Raw genomic sequence first — 17,427 nt, 5'->3', positions numbered from 1 at the left:
GTTCCATCCATATTCATTAATTTTCTCAACGAGAGGGGAACCACACATATGATTGAAGAGGATAAGCAGGAAATGTTGATTTCAGAAGATACATACAAAGGAAGAGATCTGGGTGTCACATTAGAAGCACAAGCCTGTCGCTTCAAAGTCTGGTCACCGTTAGCCGTTCAGATGGAACTACTTCTGTACCCACCTTTGACAGGGGGGACCCCGGAGGAAGAGCCCAATCAACGGAAACAGCAGGCGTTACCTATGCAAAAGAAAGAACAAGGTGTCTGGGTTCTGGAACTGGAGGGCGATTTAAGTAACTACCGTTACATGTACAAGCCTACTTTTGAAGATGGACACTCAACTACTGCTGTAGATCCATACGCACGAGCAGTGACCATGAACGGAGAAATGGGTGTAATTGTCAGACTGGAGCAGACACATCCCAAGGGATGGAGTGAGGATATTCGCCCAGAATTGACCAGTCCTGTAGATGCAGTCCTGTACGAACTGCATGTACGTGATTTTTCCATTCACCCATCATCGGGGATAACGAATAAAGGCAAATACATGGCTTTTACCGAAACGGGTCTGCGTGACTCAGAGGGCAACACGTTGGGGATTGATCATTTGGTTGAACTCGGGATTACCCATGTGCATCTGCTGCCCGTATTCGATTTTGCGACGGTGGACGAATCCAGAGTAGATGGGGATACGACGGATGGTTCCAACTATAACTGGGGATATGATCCGCTTCATTATAATGTCCCGGAAGGTTCCTATGCATCACGTGCAGATGATCCAGATACACGAATTCGTGAGTTCAAGTCCATGGTACTTGCCCTTCATAACAAGGGAATAGGTGTCATTATGGATGTGGTATATAATCATACGTTTGATACGGCAGGCAGTTCGTTTGAAAAACTGGTGCCAGGATATTACTACCGCCAGAATGCGGATGGGACATATAGCAATGGTTCAGGTACGGGCAATGAGGTGGCTACTGAACGTGCAATGGTTCGCAAGTTCATTATCGATTCGGTGCGTTACTGGGCAGAGGAGTATCATGTGGACGGTTTTCGATTTGATCTGATGGGCCTGATTGACACCGCTACGATGAAACAGCTTACAGCGGAATTGCACACGGATGTGTTATCTTCCATATTGTTATATGGTGAACCATGGGGCGCACTGGATTCGCCGCTTGGGGATGATATGATCCTAAAAGGAACGCAGCGCGGTGCGGGTTTTGCTGTGTTTAACGATAATTTCCGCGGAGTGATCAAGGGAGACAGTGATGGAATGGGTATGGGATTTGCAACGGGGGCTGACGGGAAAGAAGACGAATTGTGGATAGGCGTACGCGGAGCCATTCAGGATTTTACGGATGGTCCATCCGAGACGATTAACTATGTAACGGTGCATGATAATCTCAACCTGTGGGACAAAGTCGCACGTACACAAGGACTACACGATACGCTGAATTTCCTCACCTATGACGAGGATGGAAGTATCCGCGGATGCGAAAGTGTGGAAGAGGCTGTTGAGAAGGCCAAGCCTTACCTGCAGATTGATCCGGATCACATTCTGGAGAATGAGACGGTTAGGCGTTGTCTGCTTGCCAATGGTATCGTGCTAACCTCCCAGGGTGTCCCCCTGATCGCGGCTGGAGATGAGCTGCTTCGCAGCAAGTACGGGGACGCCAACAGCCACCAGAGTGGAGACGTAGTAAACGCCATTCATTGGGAGAAGAAGCGACAGTTCAAGCCGGTGTTTGACTATTATCGTGGGCTAATCCGTCTTCGGCGAGAGCATCGAGCTTTTCGACTTCGTACACGGAAAGAGATCGAGGAGCATGTTCTTCTTCTTGAAAAAGGTAATGGTATACTAGCCTATGAATTGGAAGGAGCGGCCGTTAGCGATTCATGGGAACGCATTGTTGTCATCTATAATGCTGCAAAAGAAACCCGTACCGTCTCTGTTCCCACAGGGACATGGAAGGTGGTTGTAGAAAAAGGACAAGCAGGCATCGATACGATACGTATCGTACAGGATGGACAGGTGAATGTGAATGCTTTATCCATAACGGTGATGTATTCGAAGTCCTGATCGCTACAATGCTTGCCAGGAAATAAAGTATGCCAGCTATAGAAAGAGTGCTCACAAGGAAGCGTCCAAGATGTCCAACAGTTGATTTAGTACAAAATAAAAACAAATCCCTCTTTCCGTCCAGAATGGGGGATTTTGTGTTGAGTTAAAGACCATTGGTTTGGTCTCAGGAGGGCTTCATCATGATCGGAAACTATACTGAAATCCGCCAATTTAATACCGAGTGTAAGTATAGTTTTCGTTCAAAGTACGTTCAATCTGCAATTATTCTTATATATTTCGAACTTTTTTTGTCGGGACAGGTACAAATGCTGTCAATCTATGGCGCTTGTTTACATATCTATATTTTGAAAGCGATTGCTAATTGAATACTCGAATCGAACCGATATGTTAGTACAGACAACCCCGGGTTGACAAACAACGTCCCACTCCGTAACATCGGGACAACACGAAATTAATGGATATAAAGGCGGTGGGAACGATGCCGGAATGGACTTCTTTTCGTTACGATGGCAACGATCTTGGCTTAACATATACTCGTGCAGCAAGTACTTTTAAATTGTGGGCACCAACGGCTCAACAGGTTTATATATTGGTTTTTGAAGATGAAGGTCATTACAACGATAGTGGCAAAGTACAAGATCATGAAGGTGGACAGGAACATACTCTGACGCGCGATGCGGATGGAATATGGAGTCTGGAGCTTAACGGCGATTGGGCAGGACATTTTTATATGTATCGAATCATCCATGATGATCAACGGATTGAAGTAGTTGCTGATCCGTATGCCAGAGCGGTAACAGCTAATGGGCAAAGAACAGCCATTATCGATCCGGAAAGCACCAATCCGGTCGATTGGGACCTGGATGTCAAGCCTGCATTCCTGCGTCCTGTCGATGCCGTGTTATATGAGTTGCATGTCCGTGATTTCTCCTCGGACCCAAATGCAGACATTCCGTATAAGGGAAAATATTTGGCATTCACGGCATCCGGACTCACCGACAGAGCGGGCAATAGCATTGGGATAGACCATCTTGCCGAACTGGGCGTCACTCATGTGCATCTTATGCCTGTAGCGGATTATCAGACGGTGAATGAACTCGCTGCGGCGGATGTGGGTTCTAATGTCAGAGCACCATACAACTGGGGATATGATCCCCAGCATTATAACGTTCCCGAAGGTTCGTATGCGACAGATCCTCGTGATCCGGCAGTTCGCATCCGAGAGTTCAAATCCCTCGTTCAATCACTGCACAGACAAGGCATTCGCGTTGTACTTGATGTGGTCTATAACCATACGTATAGCGTGGAAGAGGGACCTTTTGAACGGATTGTACCAGGCTATTATTACCGTTATCGGGAGGATGGCACCCTCAGTAATGGTTCTGGTGTAGGCAATGAATTGGCGACAGAACGTCCCATGGTGCGAAAATATATTCTCGATTCTCTTCGATACTGGGCAGAAGGATATCATGTGGACGGATTTCGATTTGACCTCATGGCCCTGATTGATACGGAAACGATGAATGAATTAACGCGCGAACTGCGGGAACAGATCGATCCGGCTTTTCTGATCTATGGGGAACCCTGGACGGGTGGAGACTCAACTTTGGACCGCAAAACGTTAAAAGGAACCCAGCGAGGTCAGGGATTTGCCGTATTTAATGATCATTTTCGCAGTGCAATCAAGGGGGATAGTGATGACAGTGGCAGAGGGTTTGTCACGGGTGCCAGAGGGCAGGAATATGAGCTTATTAGGGGATTAGCGGGAGCGCTGGATGATTTTACATCTTCGCCTTTGGAAACCGTCAATTATGTGACTGCCCATGACAATCTCAATCTGTGGGATAAAATTGCGACTACGATGAACCTTAGGCATGAATTAGGTTTTCCCGTATGGAAGGACGGACAGCCCGTGGGTGGCGGAAGTGCTGAGTCGGCTGTAAAAGCAGCAGATCCTTATCGGTTTGTCGATGCGGATGATGTAATGGATCATGAGATGGTTCGTCGCTCGTTGCTGTCTTCGGGCATTCTTCTTACCTCTCAGGGCATTCCGTTTCTGCATGCAGGGGATGAGCTGCTCCGATCCAAAGCCGGTGATCATAACAGTTATCGGAGCGGGGATGCGGTGAATACGATCACGTGGGCCAATAAATCGCGGTTCAGACCGGTGTTTGACTACTACCGTGGTCTTATTCATCTGCGGCGCACACATCCGGCATTTCGTATGATTGATGCTGATCAGGTACGGAATCACCTTCGTGTGATTCGTGGCGACGGCAATGTGGTTGCTTTTATACTTCAGGATGGTGCAAATCAGGATACCTGGAATCAAATTATGGTCATCTATAACGGAACTGAACATCAGCAGCATGTGGACCTGGGGGAAGGTGACTGGCATGTCGTGGTCAACGATCATCAGGCAGGTACAGATCTGATCGAGACCGTTCGGGGCACTGTTCAAGTAGAACGGTGGTCATTGATGGTTTTGTATGACACAGAGCATCCTGGAGGCGCTGAACCGGCTACCCTGGAGATTAGTTTTCCACGTCAGGTATACAGTCCGAAGGAGACCACTCAACTGCGAGCAATTGTAAGGGACAGCATTGGCAATGTGGTAGAGAACGCTCCAGTTAGCTGGGCTTCTTCTGAGCCAGATATTATTCGGATACAGCCTGGTGGAACAATCCAAGCGCTGGAATGTGGGGAAGCCTCCATTACAGTCCACTGTGGTGACCTAACGGCAACTTGTATGTTACAGGTGGATCATCGTCATGCGGAGCGAATCGAAATTGTAGGCGAACCTGTCATGTACATGACTCGAATCAGTCGCTTCCGTGCATTGGTGCTTGATCAATACGGTCAGCCGCTTCAGGATTCAAATATACGTTGGAGCTCCTCTCATCCGGAACTGGCAGCGGTGAGTGCAGCAGGAATCATACGTGCGATGACACCTGGAGTAACCCATATTATAGCTGAAGCTGGAGGAATTCGGGCAACGCTTGGCGTAACGATTCATAAACAGATTTCGCGAACCGTCACGCTTCGATACGAACGTGAGGACCAGCATTATGAAGGTTGGGATGTCTGGGTATGGGGCACCGGTATGGAGGACGGAGCAGTACGGCTGGAACAAGTCGGAAATGCCGCCGAAGCCCGCTTCCGCGTTGCTCCCGGTCTGCATCACCTGGGATTGATCATTCGATTGAACGAATGGGAAGCTAAAGATACGTGCGGAGACCGTTATGTGGACATTGTACCTGAAGACGGGGATGTACACATTATTGTCCGTAGCGGATCAGATGAGATGCAGATCATTCGTGAAAGCCATAATTCAGAGGGGCGTAATAGTGCATAACTTTCTTTTGAATAACATCATCAGGTATTTCGTCAAAACCCTTGATAAACCAGCAGTTGGAAGAGATTCCGACTGCTTTTTTGGTCTGATTATACGTAGCATAGCTTGCCCAAAAATAAAGAAATGTCCTGTTTCGTGTTTGAGATCCTCTATCATTGGGGTAAATATAGATATGGCCCACGATTCGGCCAAAGAAAAAAGACCGTTATGGTCTACGAGAGAAGCCTTAGCGCTTTCCAACAAATATAATGTAGTGATCCCTTGAAGGAGGATGTTCAATCATGAAATCCAACGGAAAAATGGCTCAACTTACAGCAACGCCAAGAACTGAAAAGAAAGGTGCAGCACTGCGCCTGTTAAGACAAGGTGGACGAGTTCCCGCTGTCGTATACGGCCCGGGACAAGAAGGTGCCTCCATACATGTAGATGAAAAAGAAATGCTGAAAGTGGCACGCACAGGCCGCTCCGAAATGTTCAACTTGAATGTTGAGGGTGGTAAAACGGTTCCGGTGCTGATCAAAGATCAGCAAGAGCGTAACGGACGTTTGCTGCATGTAGACTTTCTGCAAATTTCCAAGAACAAGCCGATCAGCGTAAGTGTATCGATCGACTTCCAGGGTACAGCAGCCGGTTCGAAGGCTGGCGGTGTATTCCAGACACAAGAAACACAATTGGAAGTAGAAGGATTGCCTGCCGATCTGCCAACTTCCATTGAGGTTGATGTGAGCGGATTGGACATTGGTGATCGCTTGACTGCTGCGGATATCAAACTGGATAAAGGTTTGACACTCGTAACATCACCTGAATCCATCATCGCGTCCGTCATGCCGCCACAAGCGGTTGAGGAAGAGCCAACGGCATCTGCTGAGGAAGCTGAACCGGCAGCTGAAGAAAAAGCTGAAGAAGAATAGGCCAAGCTCAGGGATCTCGTCAGATCCCATGCTGAACCAAAGCCCAGTCCTAGTGACTGGGCTTTTTTTATTTTCCGAGCAAAGAGAGTTCGTTCGCATGAGAAATGAGAATGTACTACAATACATGTTAAAGGATAAGAAAGTGGGTTTATTTCAATGTTTGATCCAACGGTGTATGACAATCTGAAAGTCGGGTTTGAGAATCATCTCTATGATATGGATAACCTGGATGAGCGTATTCAGATTATGGGGCGTAAAGATCGGCTGGAGATGGCGGTAATGTCCAGAGAGTTCATGTTACAATTCTGTCTCAGGGATCATCCGGAAGTAACGGGTGAGGTCGTGCTCAGCAGCTCCCTTGAGGAGCTTGCAGCAGAGATTCTGGAGACGCCTGGTGCACAACCGGGTTGCCGCCTAGAACTTCGGTTTGGAATGATTGTGAAGGAGCCTGAGACGCAGTGTCCGGCTATTCGTTCGATATTGCAGCAGAGCTGGCTTGAGCAAAGGGTGTGCCAGAACATCCTATATATCTTTGATGAACAGCCGATCACGTACAACGTCACGGCTCATATATACTTTGACCGCAGTGTGAATGAGGACCAGATGGGAGATATTCCTGAACTCTGTGAGCATATGGCGAATGTGATGGATCAATTATTACAGTTGCATAACCAGTAAATTCTGAGAAAAGCCTTGTCTCTTTGTAGAGATCAGGGCTTTTTTTGTATTATTTTTAGAAAATTGTATAGGCTTTCAGGCTTAGGTATAAGGTCTTTTGGGTTAATGTTTTACGCAAGCAAGTAAGAGAATGTATATTAAAAGGGGGTAAGAGTGCAATTGAACTATATACAAACGGTGAAATTGCGAAAATAATATTGGGACTAAAGATTTAGTTCTGTACTAAAGGAACTAGTTTTCCTTGCCGATAAAATATCGAAGGGGAGAAACTACATGACAGAGAAATTAATTCGTCTGCTGCGTATACTTCAGGCTATACAAGCAAATCCAGGAATTTCTGCCAAGGAGTTGGCGCTGAAATGCGGTACAACTGTACGCACGATATATCGTGATCTCCGGATTTTGGACAGGGTCGCCCCTATTATGAACGAAGGATATGGCAAGGGATACCGATTTATTGGTGAGTTTGCGATGTATCCGTTAGACTTTACTGAACAGGAAGCGATGGTCTTCTCGATGCTTCCGTCCGTAGTTGATACCTCCAAGTTACCTGCTGAATTCGATTCTGCTTTTGACAAGGTCATGTCGGCTCATACCAAATTAAAATCAAGAAACAGTGACATTGTAGAGAATATTGCGGGAATTATTCGCATGGGCACGCCAGCTTATCGTGAGGAAGGAAAAGATCCCAATTTGCTGATTCCCATCATTGAAGCGATCCTAAGTCAGCAAACGATTCGTACTCAATATCATACGTTGACAAGGAATGAGATTACAGTCCGGGATATCGATCCCTACTATCTCATTCCGCGTGATCAACGTTTTTATTTGATTGGATACTGTCATTTGCTGCAAAAAGTTCGATTGTTTCGAATTAGCCGCTTTCTGGATGTGACAAGAACACATGCCGGATTCGACAAGGGTGGTTTCAACATAACGCAGTACATGAAGAACACATGGTCCATTGACCGTGGCGACGAGAATATCCATTTCAAGGTAAGATTCTCTGAGAAAATAGCCCCCTACATAAAAGAAGAAGAAATGTTTGTTCGCCCGCGAATGACGGATATGTCGGATGGGGGATTGTTATTTGAAGTGACACTGAATAGCAGCCGAGAATTTTTGAAATGGTTGTATCAATTCGGACCCGAGGCAGAGGTACTTGAACCTCGTGAGTTTCGTAGAGAGATACGCAGGCAACTCGTGGAGTGGTTGGAGCATTATGACAACGAAGTATCTTTGTGAAATTTTCATAATGGAGAAATACAGGAAAAGGAGCAGGTGATATGAGTAACAAATTATTCGCAGCTATGTATGGGATGGACCATTACCATGGAGTGCAGGCTTTACATGTGGGGGATACCGTGTATCTCGTCAAAGATCCAGATAATCGCTTGGACCATCAAGCCATTAAGGTTGTTATTCCCCCAATTGGAGCCGTAGGTTATATCGTTAATGATCCGCTTGTCGTACCGCATGGATGTTGGACAGGGATGGCATTCTATGATGTATTTCATCAACTAACATGTGCCAAAGTACGCTTCATGATGAGAGATATGATTATTATGGAGTTAATTGAGATGAGCCAAATTCCCGTTCCTCAGATGGATTCTTTTATTAGCGGGTGGCAATCTCGTGAAAAAGCTTAAACATCTCACAAGAATGCCTCCATGTGGGCTAGAGGTGATTCTTAAAACGGAAGGAGGCTCATTCACGGATGAGCCTGGTATAGGTGGCTTCCAGATGTATGGCTGTTCTAGCCCAACTAAAATGTGCCATTGCGCTATCTCGGCCAGTCTTACCTAACAATTCGGCAGAAGCCGGATTGCTTGCAAGTTTGTTCAGGCAAGAAGCGAAACGTTGGGGACGTTTATAAGAGGTGACAAGGTATCCATTGATCCCTGATTCAATAATTTCACGAATACCTCCGTTATCAGAAGCAATGACGGGCAATCCCGAAGCCATCGCTTCAACATTAACCAGACCAAAGGCTTCATGTTCTTGAGAGGGGCATACCAGGCAATCGACTGCCCGATACAACTGGTCGATATATTCATGGTTTATCTGACCGCGGAAGGATATATGGACTTTTTGTTTTCGAGCAAGCTCACGAAGTCTTCGCACATAATACGGAGGACCTTTGCCTGCAACAACCAGTTGAACAGGCATCTCTTGCTGGAGAAGGGCAGTGGCACGTATTAATACGTCCACACCTTTGCCAGGGATGAGTCGGCCGACATACAGAATAGAGAAGGGTTTAGTTATTGCAAATTGTGTACGCAGGCGAAGCTGTTCTTCACTTGACTCAGCAGGCCTGAAGCGGCTTAAATCTGCACCCAGTGGAACAACACTCATCCGGCGTTTTATGAGCGGGAATCTGCGTCCTAGCCTTTGTCGCAAGGATTGACTGTTGACGGCAATCCAATCAGCTTTTTTCATCAATGCAAGTCTGGAAGGTCCAGGCTGTGCGAACATTAACGAGTGAAGATAAAGGACAACGGGAGTGCGTGGAAAAGCTCGTTTAATGGCAGCCATACTGCGGGGCCTGTTATCCACTTGAATCACATCATAAGCTTGTTTGGATAACAAACGTATTGCTGCTTTGGTGTACCCGAGAGGACTCGATGCAGGAACACGCTGTATGGTAATGCCGTCGATTAGCTCCGTGGTGGCGAGACCTGCCATTTGACGACTTATGATGGTCACCTGATGACGATGTGCAAGTTCACGAGCGATCCCCAGAATGCAGATTTCCACTGAACCGTTTCCGGGCAAAGGCAATTTCTCGGGTGCAACCATAGCTATTTTCATTAACAGGCTCCTCCTTGTCCGACATTGGTAACAATCTTCGTCATATATCCTATGAGCAGCAGAAGCATTTGGCTCCTGCGAACAGGCCGGTGAACCAGCCATATGAGCATGCAGGAATAATCTGCTGTATGGATTGGAGCGGAGATATTCGGCTTTTGTGATATACTGTACGGGAACTATTGAGTTCGTTACATGTATAGAAGCAGGAGGAAAATGATGTTACATTCTATGCTGGGGCGCTTCCGGCTGATGTTGTGGTTACAGGGCATTTCGTACGTATTGCTGCTGTTTGTTGCTTTTCCATTGAGAGATGCCGGGATTATGCCGCAGGCTGTCACATGGTTTGGAAATTTGTACGGGTTTTTGTTTTTAATGTACTTGTTATTTATGGTGAGTTTGTATACCTCACAGAAGTGGCGTCTGCGCCGTCCAATTGCTTTATTCTTCGTTTCTTTCATTCCGCTGGGCAATATGATCTACGATGTTGTCGTATTTCGTAAGCTGTACCGTCAACTAAATAAAGCTTGACTTTATTTAACGTTATGAAATATTATGGGTATAGGTTAAACAACCTGTTTCAACTAAAACTACATATTCCTGTTAAAGGGGAGTAGCTTTTACAGTAAAGTCGTCAATTCGGGATCATATCCCCGGCTTTATTGGCAGCAATTTTGTTGTTAGCGAGACCTTTACCAAGTTTTCATGCTCGGTAAAGGTCTCTTTTTGTGGATATAAAAGGACCTTACCAGTGATGGTAAAGGTCCTTTTTTTTGTACATCATAAGGATATTAAGGAGGAGTCAATGTTGGAAGTTTCATTGTTATTGGAATATGGGTGGGTGCTGGCCGTCTTAGTAGTTCTTGAAGGACTACTTGCAGCAGATAATGCATTGGTACTCGCAATTATGGTTAAACACTTACCTGAGGAGAAACGAAAAAAAGCGTTGTTCTATGGTTTGGTGGGTGCATTTGTTTTCAGATTAGGTTCGTTATTCCTGATCTCTTTCCTCGTCGATGTATGGCAAGTACAAGCGATCGGTGCCCTGTACCTCCTGTACATTTCGATTAACCACATCGTTAAAAAGATACTGGGTAGTCGAAATAAGACGGATGAAGCAGCTGATTCAACGCCTAAGAAACCGAAAAAACAATCCGGTTTCTGGATGACCGTTTTCAAGGTCGAAGTAGCAGATATCGCATTTGCAGTCGATTCCATTTTGGCTGCCGTTGCCTTGGCTGTGGCGTTGCCACCAAGTGGATTGCCTCCAATTGGCGGACTTGACGGTGGACAGTTTATCGTTATCTTCCTCGGTGGATTCATCGGGCTTGTGATCATGCGTTTTGCAGCCACATACTTTGTGAAATTGCTTCATTCCCGTCCAGGGCTTGAAGTTGCGGCTTTTGTCATCGTAGGTTGGGTAGGGGTTAAGCTTGCAGTTATTACACTCGCACACCCTTCATTGGGTGTTCTGGATGAGCATTTCCCGGAAAATAAAATTTGGAAATTCGGATTCTATATTGTACTGATCACCATTGCGGTATGTGGTTGGTTCCTGTCTTCCAAAGCTCCTGAAAAAGAAGACGAGAATCCGGTTGAAGAGTTGGAAAAACAAGCAGGACTGTAATAATCATGTTACGCTAACAACATCATTATTATTAGAAAAACAGGAGGTTGTCTTAGGACAGTCTCCTGTTTTTGTTTATATATGTAATCTGCGCCATGGACCAATTTCCAAGAAAAGGGTTGACACATCAAATCGAGTCCCCTTAATATAAGACTAACATTAACGAAGGGAGGCCGAGAGACATGATGCTTGGTTATGATATGAATCAAACAGGGCGTAACGTAGACACAATTGCATATCCGGCTCATCGTCTCATTGGCCTCATACGGTCGACATAAGGGATAGGCATATCGTTTAGTGGGTTTATAATCGATATGCGTTCTTCGCTAATAGTATAGCGATGGATGACAGACACACAGCATGTTTATGCTGTTCTGTTCTCCATTATTGTCATTCAGTAAAAGTCATGGGCGATTAGCCTGTGGCTTTTTTTAGTTTTATTTTACAGATGAATCAGCAAACCGAATTTGCTGGACGTACAGGAAGGAATAATACACTTTTATGAATACAGAATTTAATTTATTTACTAATCCAAACGAATTCGCAGGTGCATATCGGCATGAAGTGAAATTACCTGCAGGTGACCTAACCGTATATGCGGCGCAACAGCTCTTCTCCTCGCTCGATTACAAGGTGTTCGAGATGGCGAACAATAATCTGCAGATTCCGGGAATCTCTTATATGAGTTACACACCAGACGTGCATGTCGGTGTAGGTACCTGCATTGGAACGACAGCCGTGTGGGATGCACAGAGCGGATACGTATCTCCTTCCATTGTGGGCAGTGACATTGGCTGTGGCATGCGAGTGCATATGACGAACCTGCATAAGGACGAATTGAAAGACATCAAGCTCCGTCGCAAACTCGTCAAGGCCATTGAGAAAGTATTGCCGATGGAGGCGAACCAGCGAGGTCATTACTCGGATATCAGACTGGAGCATATCGTTCGTAAAGGGCTGCATGGTTTACCCAAAAAGTATATTCCGGACAGCTACACACCGAAAAAATCAACCTCAATGACACATGTGGAAAGCAGCAAGTTCAGTTACGATGAGGATGTGTTAAATCACGTTCCTGATATGACGTGGCATCGTTCGCATCGTCAGCTCGGTACACTGGGTGGAGGGAATCATTTTGCCGAGATCCAGGCGATTGAGATCGCTGAAGAGAATCGTGAAATCGCCGAAGCTTGGGGATTGTACGATGGACAAGTGGTGGTTATGATTCATTCCGGCTCTCGTGCATGGGGTGGTTATGTAAGTCAGATGAGTTCGTCAGCGATTGCCAAAGTCATGCAGCGGCTTAACCTGGGAACGTCCGATCCGAGACTGGTCTTTGCCCCACTTGAGCATGCGGAAGGTCGTCATTATGTAAACATGATGTATTCTGCGTTGAATTACGCTGTTGTCAATCGTCACCTGATTGCGTATGCTATTCGCGAAGCATTCCGGGATGTGTTTGGCTCCAAATGTGAATTCCGTACGTTATACGACTTGATGCATAACTATGCCTGGGAGGAATCCCACGCAGACCAAGGTTCCGTTTTTGTGCATCGTAAAGGTGCGACACGTGCGTTGCCGGCAGGTCACCCGGACAATCCAAAGCCTTATCTGGCAACAGGACATCCGGCGCTTATTCCCGGTTCCATGGGAACTGCTTCATATATCATGGTGGGTCAGCCACAGGGTGCTGACAATTATTATTCGATATGTCACGGTGCGGGTCGGATCCGTTCACGGACAGCAACGAAACGACTGGTTTCCGTGGAAGATTTTGCATCTGCACTGGGCGTGGGGACAGAAGATGAGATTGTGGTCAACCAACGCTCACTTGAATCCATTATTGATGAGTCACCTCAGGCTTATAAAAATGTAGATGAAATTATAGACAGTGTTACCGGCGCAGGCCTGGCTCAGGTTGTAGCCAAATGCAAACCGCTTATAGCGGTAAAGGGAGCGAAATAATGACAATAAACGAAAAACAAACGGATCCAACCCAGGCGATCTATACCTATGATGAACAACATGATACCCGAATTCGAGTGGAAGGGTACGCCATCTATTCAAGGCTGATCCGTGGAATTAGTGAGGCGCTCCATCAGCGCTATGGGGTTGAATACAAACTCTATGCCAGTTCTGACCCGAACAATGAATATTGGGAGTTACTTCGGGAAGATTTGCAAAATGGCAGTGGCGAAGTGGAATTGGTAGCCCGTATATTTGAAGATCTGGAGCTTCAGACCTTGCATTACGACGATGATGGCGATGTGCCGACTTATGGTGTGCATTACTCCATTCGCAACAACGTATTTGCCTATCCGAAATGGGGCGTAGCACTTGTGCGGGTTCCATTTTTCCGAGAGAACGGGATCTACAGCGAAGACTTTGTCTTTGCCATCGGTGATGAGGAGATGAAGCAATTCCTGGGTAGTGTCCGTGAAAGGGAACGTCAGCAAAATATGAAAAAAGTGACGGTATACACCGATGCCCGGAATGGCAGCGATCGTCATGTTGAATCCATTACTCGCTCGGTGGGAAGAGAGGATGTTGTTCTCTCGGCACAGATCAAGCAGGATATCTTCCGTTCGCTGGATCAGTTCTTCGAAGCGGATCGTTCATTCTACAGAGATTACGATATCCCGTACAAACGGGGCATTCTGCTGTATGGGCATCCGGGAAACGGCAAGACCACATTGGTGAAATCCATTGCTGGAAGCATTCCGGGACCGGCTGCGTATTGGCAGATTACGGAGTATACCAACAGTGAATCGGTGCGTGAAGTGTTCGAGGCTGCCAAACGGCTGGCACCGATGGTGTTGATCATTGAGGACATCGATTCGATGCCGGATGAAGTCCGTTCCTTTTTCCTGAATACATTGGATGGAGCTACGTCGAAAGAAGGCATTTTCCTGATCGGGACAACGAATTATCCGGAGAAAATAGATCCGGGCCTCATGAACCGTGCTGGACGGTTCGACCGGGCTTATGAAATTCCACTGCCGGATGAAGCATTGCGCCTGCAATATTTGCGGCAACGGGGCTTCACCGTATTTGCTGGTGAAGAAGGAACAGTTGAAGCTGCTCGTCTGACCGACACGTTCTCTCTTGCGCAGCTGGGTGAATTGTATGTCAGCGCTGCGCTGGAATGGCATCAGAATGGACAGACAGACATTGTGAAAGTCATTCAGTCAATGCGCGGCGAGCTGGACAAGAGCCACAAACATACTTGGCTGGCGCAGCCGGGTAAGGGACGTGCAGGATTTTATTGATCACCCCTAACCAATCCATTTGATAATATGACGCAATTTTATAAATAATCCTACCTCAATTGGTGATACTAACCTTGTCTGCTGTAACATACAATGACTTTCGGGAGGTACATAACGCAGCCCTGAGCTGGTGAGATGCCGGAAAGTGACGCGATCTGTTTCCATACCGGGCTATGGCCTGTTTTGCAGAGAAGGATGCATTGGAACAAAAGGTAATATGCAAAAATTTTTATGCCAATTGTTTAAATGCTTCTGTAGCGGTTAATAGTAGACAGACAACAACAAAAACTTTAATTAGAGGTGAATGATATGGGTTGGTTATGGTCATTAATTATCGGTGGTATCATTGGTTGGTTAGCAGGTTTGATCGTTGGTCGTGACATTCCAGGTGGTGTTATTGGTAACATCATTGCTGGTTTCATCGGTGGATGGTTAGGTGGAGTAATCTTGGGCGATATGGGTCCTGAGATGGGTGGATTCCACATAGTGCCTGCATTGATTGGTGCGATTGTTCTTGTAGCGATCGTAAGCTTGATCTTCCGTTCAATGGGTCGTAGTCGAGGGTAACGGATTCAAGATAACTTCTTGAATTAGTTGTTAGCTAAATGCATTACCAATGAAGAGGTTGATTGAGAGCCATAACGATGGCTTTCAATCAACCTCTTGTTGTTTTAGAATATATAAAGATATGCGTAATAGCTATCTATAGGTAGTTTCGATAAGAGGGGATGAACGGAATGGAAAAAGCTACATTCGCCGGCGGATGTTTCTGGTGTATGGTTACACCGTTTGAAGAACAACCGGGCATTCATGGTATTGTATCGGGTTATGCTGGCGGTCACGTCGAGAATCCAACATATGAGCAGGTCAAAACCGGGGAAACCAGTCATGTCGAAGTGGTTGAGATTACATTTGATCCGGATGTATTCCCCTATGAACGACTGCTGGAGCTGTACTGGCCACAGATTGATCCGACGGATGACGGAGGACAGTTCCAGGATCGGGGGACACAGTATCGTACAGCGATCTTTGTGCATAATGAACGTCAGCGTGAGCTTGCTGAACAGTCCAAGCAGGAACTGGCAGCTAGCGGACGATTCAATCAGCCGATCGTTACGGGAATTCGGGATGCCGTCGTATTCTATCCGGCTGAAGACTATCATCAGGATTACCACAAGAAAAACGAGAAACATTATAAGGAAGACCGTGCGTTATCTGGACGGGACGAATTTATAGACGAGAATTGGAAATAGGATAATCTATCCTGTCCATGCAATAAGCCGGGAGAGCTCCTTATGGAACTCTCCCGGCTTATTATTACATCGAGTATTTATTTTGCAGGATTGGACTTCAGTACATATTTGGACAATGTCTCATCGTTCATGGAATAGATGACATCATCCACATAAGTAGAGACACCTTCTAATGAAGGAACGGAAGCACTGGTCGTGTAGATATGCACGTCTTCCAGCGTGAGTGGATCAAGAATATATCCCGTTTTGGCAAAATCAATCTGGTACTGACCTTCCTGCGTCTGGTCGACATGCATCAATGCAGGTTGTACGTCCTTGAACGTACGATCAGTCACTTTGCCTTTCATCGTGTACAGTTCCAGCTTCTGCCCAGTGAGGACCGTATAGCCGTTGCCAGCCGTCTGGATGTAGGCATCACCAGCAATGGCACGTCCCCAAGCGAGCTTGCCATCGGTGCCAAAGCCCATCAGTCGGTTACCCGTGCTCTCCAAGTTAGCACGCATAATTATGGAACCATCGTCGAGAATGGCCAGAGATTCACCGCCGCCATCTCCTAATGTATTTGCATTAGCCGCGAATTGATAGAAGGAAAGACGATTCAGCGTTCGATCATAGATCTCCACTTTGGGATTCGCTGCTGGCTGCCAGAAGTTACCTACCTTGGTTTGTTTGCTGGCATCCACTACAATTCGACCATGATTAGCCTTAAGCACAGCACCGTTAATCGTCTTTTCGGTAATCAGCTTACCCTTCTTGTCATATAACGAGATGGCTGAGCGAACCGAACCATTCGATTGCACACCCTGACTTGAAGCAACCATCAGCGTATCGTTATCCAGTAGGGATATGCTTGCAGGTGAATTCACCGTTTTGACCCAGTTGGTTTTACCGGATGTATTGAATGAGTACAATTTTTTGGTTTTGTCCGAATATTCCATATATACATAGGCTGTACCGTTGCTGGCATATACCGAATCGGAGTAGGTGGTGTAAGGACCACTTTTCTCATGGAATATCGTATTCCACTTCAATTGTCCAGTAGTAGCGTCAAATGCTTGAAGAGAATCCAGTTGCCAGTCCAGCGTTGTTTTGCTGCTTGTTTTGGTCACAGGCTGGGAGGCATGTACATATACAAGGTTTTTGGATGGCACGGCATGGATTCCCTTAATCAGCACATCTTTCTCCGTATTGGCCTCAGATAACATCAGGGAAGATGACGTCCACGCGGGCTTGGGCAGGGATTCGGTGGAGGCAGCGGCGTAACTCGTTGTATTCATGGTGAAGAGGAGCATGCCGCTAAGAATGAGGGCAGCCCATGTTTTGGACTTGTGTTTGGTCAATGTATGCAAGTGATAAACCACCTTTCTTCTTCGGTTCAAAACAGAACCGATTGTTGAATTTTACCATTGATGTCAAGTTGAATTCA

General features: G+C 46.3%; 14 protein-coding genes. 12 read left to right on the top strand and 2 right to left on the bottom strand.

Annotated elements, in window-relative coordinates:
- The first annotated feature begins 48 nt into the window (after positions 1–48).
- From pulA (OM416_RS09065) to OM416_RS09040, 6 genes are all read left to right on the top strand, one after another.
- On the top strand, positions 49–2,097 hold the full coding sequence (pulA, locus tag OM416_RS09065) for a type I pullulanase (protein WP_264928642.1): 2,049 nt from the start codon (positions 49–51) through the stop codon (positions 2,095–2,097).
- 481 nt (positions 2,098–2,578) lie between these two features.
- A complete protein-coding gene (gene pulA / locus OM416_RS09060) occupies positions 2,579–5,455 on the top strand; it encodes a type I pullulanase (protein WP_264928640.1) in 2,877 nt (958 codons plus the stop codon).
- 281 nt (positions 5,456–5,736) lie between these two features.
- Complete coding sequence (locus tag OM416_RS09055; RefSeq protein ID WP_264928638.1) at positions 5,737–6,366, top strand: 50S ribosomal protein L25; 630 nt, start codon at positions 5,737–5,739, stop codon at positions 6,364–6,366.
- A gap of 156 nt (positions 6,367–6,522) precedes the next feature.
- Positions 6,523–7,044 (top strand): hypothetical protein, encoded by a 522-nt coding sequence (locus tag OM416_RS09050; RefSeq protein WP_264928636.1) that lies wholly within the window; start codon positions 6,523–6,525, stop codon positions 7,042–7,044.
- Between the two features lie 273 nt (positions 7,045–7,317).
- Positions 7,318–8,289 (top strand): helix-turn-helix transcriptional regulator, encoded by a 972-nt coding sequence (locus tag OM416_RS09045; protein WP_264928634.1) that lies wholly within the window; start codon positions 7,318–7,320, stop codon positions 8,287–8,289.
- Between the two features lie 41 nt (positions 8,290–8,330).
- Complete coding sequence (locus OM416_RS09040) at positions 8,331–8,693, top strand: HIRAN domain-containing protein (protein WP_264928632.1); 363 nt, start codon at positions 8,331–8,333, stop codon at positions 8,691–8,693.
- A 58-nt stretch (positions 8,694–8,751) separates the two neighbouring features.
- Here OM416_RS09040 and OM416_RS09035 read toward each other — a convergent pair whose 3' ends face one another.
- Positions 8,752–9,855 carry a glycosyltransferase family 4 protein gene (locus OM416_RS09035; protein WP_264928630.1) on the bottom strand — a complete coding sequence of 368 codons (1,104 nt, stop codon included), beginning with the start codon at positions 9,853–9,855 and terminating at the stop codon, positions 8,752–8,754.
- 213 nt (positions 9,856–10,068) lie between these two features.
- Between OM416_RS09035 and OM416_RS09030 the strand changes: the two genes are divergently transcribed.
- The 6 genes from OM416_RS09030 to msrA all read left to right on the top strand — a co-directional run bounded on the left by OM416_RS09030 (position 10,069) and on the right by msrA (position 16,001).
- On the top strand, positions 10,069–10,383 hold the full coding sequence (locus OM416_RS09030) for a DUF3817 domain-containing protein (protein WP_264928628.1): 315 nt from the start codon (positions 10,069–10,071) through the stop codon (positions 10,381–10,383).
- Positions 10,384–10,660: 277 nt separating this feature from the next.
- Positions 10,661–11,479 carry a TerC family protein gene (locus OM416_RS09025; protein ID WP_264928932.1) on the top strand — a complete coding sequence of 273 codons (819 nt, stop codon included), beginning with the start codon at positions 10,661–10,663 and terminating at the stop codon, positions 11,477–11,479.
- A 501-nt stretch (positions 11,480–11,980) separates the two neighbouring features.
- Positions 11,981–13,444, top strand: coding sequence for an RtcB family protein (locus tag OM416_RS09020; RefSeq protein ID WP_264928626.1), 1,464 nt, complete (start codon positions 11,981–11,983; stop codon positions 13,442–13,444).
- On the top strand, positions 13,444–14,748 hold the full coding sequence (locus OM416_RS09015) for an AAA family ATPase (RefSeq protein ID WP_264928624.1): 1,305 nt from the start codon (positions 13,444–13,446) through the stop codon (positions 14,746–14,748). The genes OM416_RS09020 and OM416_RS09015 overlap by 1 nt, the downstream gene beginning before the upstream one ends.
- A 309-nt stretch (positions 14,749–15,057) precedes the next feature.
- Positions 15,058–15,315 (top strand): GlsB/YeaQ/YmgE family stress response membrane protein, encoded by a 258-nt coding sequence (locus tag OM416_RS09010; RefSeq protein WP_062835823.1) that lies wholly within the window; start codon positions 15,058–15,060, stop codon positions 15,313–15,315.
- 170 nt (positions 15,316–15,485) lie between these two features.
- Positions 15,486–16,001 (top strand): peptide-methionine (S)-S-oxide reductase MsrA, encoded by a 516-nt coding sequence (msrA, locus tag OM416_RS09005; protein WP_264928619.1) that lies wholly within the window; start codon positions 15,486–15,488, stop codon positions 15,999–16,001.
- Positions 16,002–16,078: 77 nt separating this feature from the next.
- On the opposite strand, the gene OM416_RS09000 is transcribed toward msrA, so the two are convergent.
- Complete coding sequence (locus tag OM416_RS09000) at positions 16,079–17,350, bottom strand: PQQ-binding-like beta-propeller repeat protein (RefSeq protein WP_264928617.1); 1,272 nt, start codon at positions 17,348–17,350, stop codon at positions 16,079–16,081.
- Positions 17,351–17,427 lie beyond the last annotated feature (77 nt).

It is taken from the genome of Paenibacillus sp. LS1, assembly GCF_026013365.1.
GTDB lineage: Bacteria > Bacillota > Bacilli > Paenibacillales > Paenibacillaceae > Paenibacillus.
This window is presented reverse-complemented; position numbering and strand designations above follow the sequence as displayed.

Coding starts and splice junctions, on each gene's coding strand:
- pulA (WP_264928642.1), top strand. CDS start 49: ATGATTGAAGAGGATAAGCAGGAAATGTTGATTTCAGAAGATACATAC.
- pulA (WP_264928640.1), top strand. CDS start 2,579: ATGCCGGAATGGACTTCTTTTCGTTACGATGGCAACGATCTTGGCTTA.
- OM416_RS09055 (WP_264928638.1), top strand. CDS start 5,737: ATGAAATCCAACGGAAAAATGGCTCAACTTACAGCAACGCCAAGAACT.
- OM416_RS09050 (WP_264928636.1), top strand. CDS start 6,523: ATGTTTGATCCAACGGTGTATGACAATCTGAAAGTCGGGTTTGAGAAT.
- OM416_RS09045 (WP_264928634.1), top strand. CDS start 7,318: ATGACAGAGAAATTAATTCGTCTGCTGCGTATACTTCAGGCTATACAA.
- OM416_RS09040 (WP_264928632.1), top strand. CDS start 8,331: ATGAGTAACAAATTATTCGCAGCTATGTATGGGATGGACCATTACCAT.
- OM416_RS09035 (WP_264928630.1), bottom strand. CDS start 9,855: ATGAAAATAGCTATGGTTGCACCCGAGAAATTGCCTTTGCCCGGAAAC.
- OM416_RS09030 (WP_264928628.1), top strand. CDS start 10,069: ATGATGTTACATTCTATGCTGGGGCGCTTCCGGCTGATGTTGTGGTTA.
- OM416_RS09020 (WP_264928626.1), top strand. CDS start 11,981: ATGAATACAGAATTTAATTTATTTACTAATCCAAACGAATTCGCAGGT.
- OM416_RS09015 (WP_264928624.1), top strand. CDS start 13,444: ATGACAATAAACGAAAAACAAACGGATCCAACCCAGGCGATCTATACC.
- OM416_RS09010 (WP_062835823.1), top strand. CDS start 15,058: ATGGGTTGGTTATGGTCATTAATTATCGGTGGTATCATTGGTTGGTTA.
- msrA (WP_264928619.1), top strand. CDS start 15,486: ATGGAAAAAGCTACATTCGCCGGCGGATGTTTCTGGTGTATGGTTACA.